Origin of the sequence: Aliivibrio sifiae (genome assembly GCF_002954705.1) — a bacterium.
Lineage (GTDB): Bacteria > Pseudomonadota > Gammaproteobacteria > Enterobacterales > Vibrionaceae > Aliivibrio > Aliivibrio sifiae_A.
Genome location: NZ_MSCO01000001.1, coordinates 81,256 through 92,043 on the forward strand (window position 1 = coordinate 81,256; position 10,788 = coordinate 92,043).

At 39.3% G+C, this 10,788-nt stretch carries 12 protein-coding genes; 8 read left to right on the forward strand and 4 right to left on the reverse strand.

Annotation, left to right across the window (positions count from 1 at the left end; translation table 11 throughout):
• The first annotated feature begins 75 nt into the window (after positions 1-75).
• From BTO22_RS00380 to cysE, 4 genes are all read left to right on the forward strand, one after another.
• Positions 76-528: a rhodanese-like domain-containing protein gene (locus BTO22_RS00380; RefSeq protein ID WP_060992685.1), complete on the forward strand. Its 453-nt coding sequence runs from the start codon at positions 76-78 to the stop codon at positions 526-528.
• A 130-nt stretch (positions 529-658) separates the two neighbouring features.
• Positions 659-1,129: a protein-export chaperone SecB gene (secB, locus tag BTO22_RS00385; RefSeq protein WP_060992684.1), complete on the forward strand. Its 471-nt coding sequence runs from the start codon at positions 659-661 to the stop codon at positions 1,127-1,129.
• Positions 1,130-1,295: 166 nt separating this feature from the next.
• Complete coding sequence (gene gpsA / locus BTO22_RS00390) at positions 1,296-2,327, forward strand: NAD(P)H-dependent glycerol-3-phosphate dehydrogenase (protein WP_105053848.1); 1,032 nt, start codon at positions 1,296-1,298, stop codon at positions 2,325-2,327.
• A gap of 18 nt (positions 2,328-2,345) precedes the next feature.
• A complete protein-coding gene (gene cysE, locus BTO22_RS00395; RefSeq protein WP_060992682.1) occupies positions 2,346-3,167 on the forward strand; it encodes a serine O-acetyltransferase in 822 nt (273 codons plus the stop codon).
• Positions 3,168-3,244: 77 nt separating this feature from the next.
• Here the strand turns inward: cysE and trmL are convergent, their stop codons facing one another.
• The 3 genes from trmL to BTO22_RS00410 all read right to left on the reverse strand — a co-directional run bounded on the left by trmL (position 3,245) and on the right by BTO22_RS00410 (position 5,923).
• Positions 3,245-3,724 carry a tRNA (uridine(34)/cytosine(34)/5-carboxymethylaminomethyluridine(34)-2'-O)-methyltransferase TrmL gene (trmL, locus tag BTO22_RS00400; protein ID WP_061037430.1) on the reverse strand — a complete coding sequence of 160 codons (480 nt, stop codon included), beginning with the start codon at positions 3,722-3,724 and terminating at the stop codon, positions 3,245-3,247.
• 117 nt (positions 3,725-3,841) lie between these two features.
• Positions 3,842-5,218, reverse strand: a complete 1,377-nt coding sequence (gene cpxA / locus BTO22_RS00405) for an envelope stress sensor histidine kinase CpxA (RefSeq protein ID WP_060992680.1) — start codon at positions 5,216-5,218, stop codon at positions 3,842-3,844.
• Between the two features lie 18 nt (positions 5,219-5,236).
• On the reverse strand, positions 5,237-5,923 hold the full coding sequence (locus tag BTO22_RS00410; RefSeq protein ID WP_060992679.1) for a response regulator: 687 nt from the start codon (positions 5,921-5,923) through the stop codon (positions 5,237-5,239).
• A gap of 202 nt (positions 5,924-6,125) precedes the next feature.
• On the opposite strand from BTO22_RS00410, the gene BTO22_RS00415 reads away from it, so the two are divergent.
• The 3 genes from BTO22_RS00415 (at position 6,126) to pfkA (ending at position 8,864) form a co-directional block, all read left to right on the forward strand.
• A complete protein-coding gene (locus BTO22_RS00415) occupies positions 6,126-6,620 on the forward strand; it encodes a CpxP family protein (protein WP_105053849.1) in 495 nt (164 codons plus the stop codon).
• Between the two features lie 158 nt (positions 6,621-6,778).
• Positions 6,779-7,684: a CDF family cation-efflux transporter FieF gene (gene fieF, locus BTO22_RS00420; RefSeq protein WP_060992677.1), complete on the forward strand. Its 906-nt coding sequence runs from the start codon at positions 6,779-6,781 to the stop codon at positions 7,682-7,684.
• A 217-nt stretch (positions 7,685-7,901) separates the two neighbouring features.
• Positions 7,902-8,864, forward strand: coding sequence for a 6-phosphofructokinase (gene pfkA / locus BTO22_RS00425; RefSeq protein ID WP_060992676.1), 963 nt, complete (start codon positions 7,902-7,904; stop codon positions 8,862-8,864).
• Between the two features lie 107 nt (positions 8,865-8,971).
• On the opposite strand, the gene epmB is transcribed toward pfkA, so the two are convergent.
• Complete coding sequence (epmB, locus tag BTO22_RS00430) at positions 8,972-9,994, reverse strand: EF-P beta-lysylation protein EpmB (protein ID WP_105053850.1); 1,023 nt, start codon at positions 9,992-9,994, stop codon at positions 8,972-8,974.
• Positions 9,995-10,026: 32 nt separating this feature from the next.
• On the opposite strand from epmB, the gene efp reads away from it, so the two are divergent.
• Positions 10,027-10,593, forward strand: a complete 567-nt coding sequence (gene efp / locus BTO22_RS00435) for an elongation factor P (RefSeq protein ID WP_060992674.1) — start codon at positions 10,027-10,029, stop codon at positions 10,591-10,593.
• The last annotated feature ends 195 nt before the right edge of the window (positions 10,594-10,788 follow it).

Below are 10,788 nucleotides of genomic sequence, written 5' to 3' on the forward strand. Positions count from 1 at the left end.
GCCTTAATTTTAGCGCCTATGGTAACTGAACTGTCTAATGACATGTGGTTATCCAAAAAATCAGAGATAAAGAATATGGAAACGTCAATCATCGATTTTGTAACCAACAACATGATTTTAGCCGTTGTTTGGGTTGGTATTATTGTTGCGTTAATTCAAAACGTAGTAAAACAAAAAACATCTGGCTACCAAGAAATAGATTCAGCACAAGCAACGATGCTGATGAACCGCGAAGATGCGATTGTTGTAGATGTTCGCTCTAAAGATGAATATAAATCAGGTCATATTACGGATGCTCGTCACATTTTACCAAGTGACATCAAAGCAGGTAACTTATCTGGTCTTGAAAACTCAAAAACTACCCCAATTATTGTTGTATGTAAAACAGGTCAAACAGCTCAAGCGGCAGCAAATGATTTGCATAAAGCTGGTTTTGAGCAAGTTAAACTTCTTAAGAACGGTTTGATCTCTTGGAATGAAGCTAACCTACCGTTAGTAAAAGCGAAGTCGGTAAAAAACAAAAAGTAATTGCCCATTTCCTAAGCAATTGATTCATTTTGATGTGATATCTGGCTCATTTTTTAGATATCACGAATGCAGAGTAATATCACATCGTTATTCTGCATTCATACATATTTAAATATAAAGGACTTTTCCCATGGCTGAAGCAGCACAACAAGAACAACAAAACTTTGCAATTCAACGTATCTTCCTAAAAGACGTATCTTTTGAAGCGCCTAACTCACCAACTATGTTCCAAAAAGAGTGGAATCCAGATGTTAAACTGGATCTTGATACTCAAAGCCGTGAACTAGGTGAAGGTGTTTATGAAGTAGTTCTACGTCTAACGGTTACCGTTAAGAACGAAGAAGAAAATGCATTCCTATGTGAAGTTCAACAAGGCGGTATCTTTACTGCTGGCCAAATGGAAGAAGCTCAACTAGCACATTGCCTAGGTGCGTTCTGCCCGAACATTCTTTTCCCATACGCTCGTGAAACAATCTCTAGCTTAGTTGTTAAAGGTACGTTCCCACAACTTAACCTTGCGCCAGTTAACTTTGACGCATTGTTCATGAATTACCTACAAAACCAAGCTCAAGAAAACGCAGAAGCACCAGCTCAAGCGTAATTCTTTTGGATATGAAGAATTGATGGCATTGCGCTATTGATTAATTTGTAGAGAATAAATGCACTTTTTTATCTAATATGGTTCTATATTTTTGTATAGCTTCTATATTTTGATAACAAGTGCATTTTGTTTTTATTACTACTGTATCTTTTGATACTTGTTTTGGATGGTCACAATGACAACACAAACTGATTACTCTGATATTTCAATGACCGTACTTGGTGCTGGTTCATACGGAACTTCTCTTGCTATATCTCTTGCTCGTAACGGTGCAAAAGTGATTTTATGGGGCCACGAAGAAGCACATATGGCTCGCCTTGAAGCGGATCGTGCAAATGAAGAGTTTCTACCTGGTGTTGCCTTTCCACCATCATTGATTATGTCGACGGATCTTGAGAAATCAGTTCAAGCGAGCCGTGATTTACTTGTTGTTGTTCCAAGCCATGTGTTTGGTTTGGTATTAGGGAATGTAAAACCATTCCTACGTGAAGATTCACGAGTATGTTGGGCGACAAAAGGGCTAGAGCCTGAAACAGGTCGTTTATTAAAAGAAGTGGCAGTAGAAGCATTGGGAGAATCTCATTCTCTGGCTGTGCTCTCTGGACCTACTTTTGCTAAAGAACTTGCTTCTGGTATGCCAACAGCGATTGCTGTCGCGTCACCTGATCAGCAATTTGTTAAAGATCTTCAAGAGAAGATTCACTGTTCAAAAACGTTCCGAGTGTATGCGAATAACGATTTCACTGGTATGCAACTAGGCGGTGCTGTGAAAAATGTGATTGCTATCGGCGCAGGTATGTCTGATGGCATTGGTTTTGGAGCTAATGCTCGTACGGCATTGATCACTCGTGGTTTGGCTGAAATGACCCGTTTAGGTGTTGCATTGGGTGCCGAAGCGGAAACCTTTATGGGTATGGCTGGTTTAGGTGACTTAGTATTAACGTGTACCGATAACCAATCTCGTAACCGTCGCTTTGGTTTGGCTTTAGGTCAAGGTGGTGACGTAGAAAGTGCTCAAGCTGAAATTGGTCAAGTCGTTGAAGGTTATAGAAATACTAAAGAAGTGTTTTTACTTGCAGAACGTATGGGCGTAGAAATGCCTATAGTTGAGCAAATTTATCAAGTATTGTATCAAGGAAAAGATGCAAGAGTTGCTGCGCAGGATTTACTAGCACGAGATAAGAAATCAGAATCATAATTCAAGGATGGTATGAAAATGAAAGAATGTAAAAAACATCAAGTATGGGAATGTATTGTTCGAGAAGCGCGTGAGCAATCAGAACAAGAACCCATGCTTGCAAGCTTTTATCATGCCACCATTATTAAACATGAAAACCTTGCTGCGGCATTAAGTTATATTCTTGCTAATAAATTAGCGACAGCATCGATGCCAGCAATGGCGGTACGAGAGGTGGTTGAAGAAGCATTTGCCTCTGACCCTTCTCTTACTGATGCCGCGGCTTGCGATATTTGTGCGACGGTAACACGAGATCCTGCCGTCTCTATGTACTCAATGCCTTTACTGTATTTAAAAGGGTATCATGCATTGCAAGGCTACCGAGTATCCAACTGGCTTTGGAAGCAAGGGCGTGTTGCTTTAGCTACCTATCTGCAGAATGAAATATCAGTCGCTTGTCAGGTGGATGTTCACCCTGCAGCAACGATAGGTAAAGGGATCATGTTTGACCATGCTACCGGTATCGTTATTGGTGAAACGGCTGTGGTAGAAAATGATGTTTCTATTCTCCAAGATGTAACCTTAGGTGGTACAGGTAAAGAGTGTGGTGACCGTCATCCTAAGATCCGTGAAGGCGTGATGATTGGGGCTGGAGCTAAGATTTTAGGTAATATTGAAGTTGGTGTCGGGGCTAAGATTGGTTCGTGTTCTGTAGTACTTCAGGCCGTTCCTCCTCATACAACGGTAGCTGGGGTTCCGGCTAAAATTGTTGGACGTCCTAGTTCTGAAAAACCGTCTTTCGATATGGACCAGCAGTTCAATGGTAAATCTCAGACGTTTATTTCGGGTGATGGAATTTAATAAACTCTATCCTTGATATGTATAAAAATAGCCACTGAATAGTGGCTATTTTTGTATGCGAGAATAAAAAATTGAATTTATAACCCGCCTTCAAACCCCATTTGACGCCATGCTTCAAATACGATGATAGCAACAGAGTTTGATAGGTTTAAACTGCGGCTGTCTGGCATCATTGGAATACGAACGCGTTGCTCCATAGGTAGAGCATCGATTAAATCAGCAGGTAGGCCACGCGTTTCTGGGCCAAACAATAATACGTCGCCTTTCTGGTAGCTTGGTGTTGTGTGGTGCCCGGTGGTTTTGGTGGTACAAGCAAAAATACGGTGTTCGTCTTCGCTTTCATTTTCTAAATACTCAAGAAAAGCAGCGTAATCTTTATGGCGCTTTACATGAGCTAAGTCATGATAATCTAACCCTGCTCGGCGAAGTTTCTTCTCTTCTAAATCAAATCCCAATGGTTCAATTAAATGCAGGTTTGCACCACAGTTAGCAGACAGTCGAATAATATTACCTGTATTTGGGGCGATTTCAGGTTCGTACAGCGCAATCTCAAACATAATGAACTCTTGAATAAACGGAAATTAAACGCAGTATATCTAATTGATTGGTATCGGGGTAGAGCGTACTCGTAACAACATGGCTTACTTTGAGATAAGCCATGTTGTCTGAGGTTATTATTGTTCGATAGGCAAAGTAATCGTCATTCGTAATCCACCAAGAGGGCTTTTGCTTGCAATGATGGTTCCGCTATGTTGGTGCATTGCACTCTCAGTAATGGCAAGACCTAAGCCTGTACCACCGCTGCTTCTGTCTCTGGCAGTTGAAACTCGGTAAAAAGGTTTGAAAATATCATTCAACTCATCTTCTGGTACACCTTCACCATTATCATCAACATGAATAACAAGTGAATTATCGTGTACGGCGAGATGAATCGTGATGACATCATTACCATATTTTATCGCGTTTCTTATTACGTTTTCTATCGCACTCATTAGTAGGTTTGGATTCCCAAAAATAGGCGTTTCTGTTAACCCAACATATGAGAGTGTTTTGTTCATGTGCTCTGCTTCGAATTTAGCGTCTTCTAAGATATCAAACCAAAGCGTATAAGCATCTGTCTTCTCTCGTTCTTGGTGGCTGTTCACTTGAATACGAGATAGCTCTAATAACTCTGAAATCATCTGTTCAAGTCGGTCTGCTTCCATATCAATACGAGATAATTCAGCGCTTTCTCCTTGTTTACGGGTAGCAAGTGCGGTGGCCATTCGTAAGCGAGTTAATGGTGAACGCAATTCATGTGAAATGTCAGAAAGTAATCGCTGTTGACCTGAAATCATGGTGTTTAATGAGCCCACCATTTGGTTAAAGCTTTGTCCTGTTTTTCTGAATTCTTTAGGGCCTCTCTCTAAAGCTTCGTCTTTTTCGAATTGACCTCTGGCAACCCGTTCGGCCGCTTTTTGCAATCGCCTTGCCGGTTGGCTTAATGCCCAAGCTAACCATAATAGAAATGGGGTACTAACGAGCATGGTCACTAATAAAAGCTGTATTGGTTTATCTAAAATACGAAGGATAAAGGGAGGAGGCTTTTTCCAATATCTTCCTACATACATATAAACAGTTTCATGAGCGATCACAATATCAAACGGACCTGCCATCATCGTTCTACCATAGAGCTTTTGTTGTGGTAGCTTTGGATCATCAGATAAGGTCAAAAAATTAAGTAATGCTTTTTTTCTGCCTCGTAATTCTTTTGGTTTATCTAAAATTTCACCAGTTGGTGTTGTAAAAAACAGGTCTAGATTTTCGTCGTGTTTATGTGCTTTATGACTGATAACTCTTAACGTGGCCTTGAGGTCATCTCGTTCTGAGTATTTTCCAGTAATATAAGCCGCAATTTGCGTCATCTTAGTTAGATGCTCTGTTGCAATATTGTGGCGAGCACGTGGATCAAAATTAGGGCCAATAACAACCCCTATTAATACGAGTAATAAGGTGAACCAAAAAATGGCAAAGATACGACCATATAAACTTGAGATTAAAGGAAATTTCATTTTCTTAGCAAACAAGAGTTATCCCTCTACAAATAAATAGCCACGACCACGTAGTGTTTTAATGCGAGGCTTACCTTCTGTCAGTGGTGGCAGTTTTTTACGTAAATTAGATACATGCATATCAATGGCACGATCAAAAGGCGCAAGACGTTTTCCAAGCACTTCTAAGCTGAGGTCTTCTTTTGAAATGATTTCTCCAGGCTTTTGAATAAACTGAGACAGTAATCCAAATTCTGTTCCTGTTAAATCTAATAAATCACCATTATGATAGGCTTCTTGTTTACCTATGAATATTTCAATGTTTTGATATTTAATACTGCTGCTATTGTGGTTTTCTTTAGTTTTGCTTTGTGTTCTACGTAAAATTGCACGAATGCGAGCAAGCAGCTCTCTATCGCTAAAAGGTTTTGGTAAATAGTCATCCGCGCCAAGTTCTAAGCCAATTACTCGATCAATTTCTTCCCCTTTAGCTGTTAGCATCAATACGGGGGTTTCATTGGTCTCACGTAATTTACGTAGCATGTCCATGCCATTCATTTTTGGCATCATAATATCAAGTAAGATAAGATCAAGATCATCACTAATTGCGGCTAATCCTTCTATCCCATTGTTGGCTTCAACAACGTTATAGCCTTCTAAGCTTAAAATATCTTTAAGTAATGCGGTTAGCTCCACATCGTCATCAACTAATAAAATCTTTGCCATTATTATTCACCTGCGTAATACCTTATGGATATAGTATCGCCAAATAAACAGGTGAATACCAACCTTCAAAATACTCTTTACGTTGATTTACGCTCAAAAGACACTCATTTACTTTGCTTGCGCTATTCTTAGTCCATACCAAGCAGCACGAAAGTGAACTGCATTTAATTACACTGAATTTTCTGCCACGGAGATAGACACAATGAATATGATGAAAAAAATGATTTTAGGCGCAGTAGTACTTCCTCTTTTTTTCGCTTCTGCTTCTGCATTCGCAGCGGGTGGTAGCCATCATGAAGGTGGAATGAAAGGCGGTGAAGGTATGCACGGAAGTAAGTGCATGATGAAAGCTAATAAGAAAGCGTTCAAAGATTTAGACCTAACTGATGCACAAGAAGACCAATTTGATGCAATGCGTGATGCACGTAAAGCTGAACACAAAGCTAAAAAAGGTCACAAACGTCAACCAACGGCTGAAATGAAAGCGGATCATCAAGCAATGCAAGATTTGATGTTAGCGGATAATTTTGATGAGCAAGCAGTGCGTTCATTAGCTGAAAAAATGTCAGAGCGTCAAATTGATCGTCGTGTAGAAATGATGAAGAAACGTCATGAGATGATGAATATTTTAACACCAGAGCAAAAAACAGAATTTAAAGCAAACCAAGATAAATACATCGCAGATTGTGCTAAATAATTAGATTTAATCAGAAATAGATAAGAACGAGCCTTTATGGAAATAGAGGCTCGTTTTTTTATATTATAATTTTGTTGAAGAGATATTAACAATTGGAATAACGATTATTGAATTAAGGCTTTATACTAAGGGTTGATTTTTTAGGTAATGGAAAAAAGATGACCCAACGATACGCTTCTTTAGTCACAATGGCGGCATGGCTTGCAACCATTGTTGCGACGATATTAATGTTATTCAAATTAGGGACTTGGTGGGTAACAGGCTCGGTGAGTCTTTTAGCATCTTTGGTGGATTCTCTGCTTGATATGGGGGCGTCTATTACCAATCTTTTAGTGGTTCGTTATGCATTGCAACCGGCTGATGAAGAACACAGCTTTGGTCATGGTAAGGCTGAATCATTAGCGGCATTAGCTCAAGCGATGTTTATCTCTGGCTCTGCTTGTTTCTTATTATTGAATGGTGTAGAACGTTTTTTCCGTCCTCAAGATGTTATCGCTCCTGAACTCGGAGTTTATGTGAGTGGTTTTGCGATTGTTTTAACCTTTGGCCTTGTGATGGTGCAACAATGGGTAGTAAAGCAAACGGGCAGCCAAGCAATTGCAGCGGACTCATTGCATTATAAAACCGATTTATTTATGAATGCCGCAATCATGCTAGCTTTAGCACTAAGCTGGTATGGATGGCACGAAGCAGATGCTATTTTTGCTCTTATTATTGGTGTTTATATTTTAATTAGTGCCTTTAAGATGGCATATGAAGCAATTCAATTACTATTAGATAGACAACTACCAAAAGAAGAATTAGAGCAGATTAGAGAAGCATGCTGTCGTGTTGACGGAGTAAAAGGTATTCATGATTTAAGAACCCGCCTTGCAGGACCGACTCGATTTATTCAGCTGCATTTAGAGCTTCCAGATCAAATGCCATTGGTTGAAGCGCATCGAATTGCTGACAAAGTAGAAGATGAACTTTTAACAGTTTTCCCACATTCTGATATTATTATTCATCAAGACCCGCTTTCAGTTGTGCTAGACTCAGACAGAGAGCAAATTCAGTTCCAGTAAGAATTAGTAGTATTATTAGCAATTATTGTTTTTTCGTAACAGAAAAATGAAATAGTCGTGATTGATTCTGATGTGAATCAACGAACTTTTTCAGTAAAATGGTAATACTCTTACATAAGAAAAAAAATTACAGATTATTAATGGTGAGCAGATTAGGGAGTCTGCTTGCTGTATTAGAAATTGAAATTGAAATTCCCAACCATATTAGAGGGTAACCATGGTCAAGAAGATTGGTGTTTTAACAAGTGGTGGCGATGCGCCGGGTATGAATGCGGCAGTTCGTGGTGTTGTTCGTACAGCATTAACGGAAGGCCTAGAAGTATTTGGTATTCATGATGGCTACTTAGGTCTTGTTGAAGATCGTATCGAGAAATTAGAGCGCCATAGCGTATCTGATATGATCAACCGCGGCGGTACATTCTTAGGTTCAGCACGTTTTCCTGAATTTAAAGAAGTAGCTGTTCGTGAAAAAGCGATTGCAAACCTTAAGAAACATGACATTGATGCGTTAATCGTTATCGGTGGTGATGGTTCTTACATGGGTGCTAAGAAGCTAACTGAAATGGGTTACCCATGTATCGGTCTTCCTGGTACTATCGATAATGATATCGCAGGTACAGATTACACTATCGGTTACTTAACGGCATTAAACACTGTTATTGATGCCATTGACCGTTTACGTGATACATCGTCTTCTCACCAACGTATCTCTATTGTAGAAGTTATGGGCCGTCACTGTGGCGATCTAACATTAATGGCTGCAATTGCGGGCGGTTGTGAGTATGTGATTACTCCAGAGACTGGCTTAAACAAAGAAGCACTAATTCAAAATATTCAAGACGGCATTGCGAAAGGTAAAAAACACGCAATTATTGCTATCACTGAATTAATGACTGATGTAAATGCATTAGCAAAAGAAATTGAAGCTGATACTGGTCGTGAGACTCGTGCTACGGTTCTTGGTCATATTCAACGTGGCGGTCAGCCTGGTGCATTCGACCGTATCTTAGCGTCTCGTATGGGTAACTATGGCGTTAAGCTTCTAATTGATGGTCATGGTGGTCGTTGTGTTGGTATTCAAAATGAGCAGCTTGTTCATCATGATATTATCGATGCGATTGAAAATATGCGTCGTCCTGAGAAGCTAGATCTTTATAAAGTAGCGGAAGAGTTATTCTAATCTAAGAATATCTTGAAGCTATAAAAGAAAAACCGAAGTTTTAGGCTTCGGTTTTTTTATGCCTGAAATTTAGGGACTATCTTAATGTATTATTCTTAATGCTTGCTTTATTCTAAATATAAGTCGAGTGGTGTTTTACTTTTACGACCACCGATTTCTCTTGCTAATGTTGGTACAAGATAGCCTGATACATTTTCGATTAATTCTCCCATCAATCGTTTTGCTTCTTTATCAGAAATAAAGAAGTGAGCAGCTCCCTGAACCTTATCTAATACATGAAGGTAATAAGGTAAAATACCGGCATCAAATAATGCTTCACTTAAATCAGTTAAAGCTTCTGCTGTATCATTCACACCTTTAAGTAAAACACTTTGGTTTAATAAGGTTACGTTAGCGTGCTTTAATTGAGTCATTTTTTCAATTAGCTCAGAACAGATTTCATTAGCATGATTGATGTGCGTAACTAAAATTATTTGAAGTGAAGTTTCAGAAAACAACGAACATAATTTCTCTGTAATTCGGTTAGGTATGACGACAGGTAAACGGCTATGAATACGAAGACGCTTAATATGAGGGATGCTTTCTAACTGAGCGATTAACCACTCTAACTCATGGTCTTTTGCCATCAACGGATCACCTCCAGAAAGTATCACTTCATTTAATTCTGGGTGTTCGGCAATATAATCTATGGATTTTTTCCATATCGATTTACTGCCTTTGTTGTCTTGATAAGGGAAGTGGCGGCGGAAGCAATAACGACAATTTACCGCGCAACCTCCTTTTAATATCAGCAAAACACGGTTTTTGTATTTATGCAGAAGTCCAGGTTGTTCATTGTCTTGCTCATCAAGAGGATCGGTTGAATATCCGTCATGTACTTCGAATTCTTGATCTAAAGGCAATACTTGGCGTAATAAAGGATCAAAAGGGTTGCCAAACTCCATTCGATCGACAAAACTTGTCGGCACACGTAACGCAAATAACCTTTTCGCTTCTAATCCTTTCTCCCAAGGTGAGCTATCAATTCCTAGAGTTGAAAGCAGTTGATGAGGATCTGAGATCGCATTTGAGATCTCTTTGAGCCAGTTTTGCTCAACAGGAGCGTCATTTCGGGTTATTATGTGTGACATTATTTATAACTCAACGATGTTAAGAGGAAATCATGGCGTCAGTAAGTACCAATGAATTCAAAGGCGGTTTGAAATTTATGTTAGATAATGAGCCATGCTCAATTATCGATAACGAATATGTGAAACCTGGTAAAGGCCAAGCATTCAACCGTGTAAAACTTCGTAAACTGCTTTCTGGTAAGACACTAGAAAAAACATTTAAATCAGGTGAAAGCTTTGAGCTTGCTGATGTAGTAGATGTAGAGCTTGACTACCTATACAGCGATGGCGAATTCTACCATTTCATGAACAGCGTAAGCTTTGAGCAAATCGCTGCTGATGTTAAATCAGTGGGTGACGCTGCTAAATGGTTAGTTGAAAACGACACTTGTACACTGACTCTTTGGAATGATAATCCAATTACAGTGACACCGCCAAACTTTGTTGAGATCGAAGTAACCGAAACAGATCCAGGTCTGAAAGGTGATACTCAAGGTACTGGTGGTAAACCAGCTACATTAGCAACAGGCGCTGTTGTTCGTGTTCCACTGTTCATCGCTATCGGTGAAGTAGTAAAAGTAGATACTCGCACGGGTGAATACGTAGGTCGTGTTAAATAATATCAATTATTATTGATATTTACACGTCAGAGAAAAGGTCGCTTCGGTGGCCTTTTTTATTGCTTATTATTTTATTAGTTATTCTACAATTAACAATTTCAACGCAGTTATCGAGCATTTTAACCAGTTAGAGTGATCAGTTATTTACTACGGTTGGCATTATATGGCAGAAACAAAAAAGGTTGGCATCAGCCT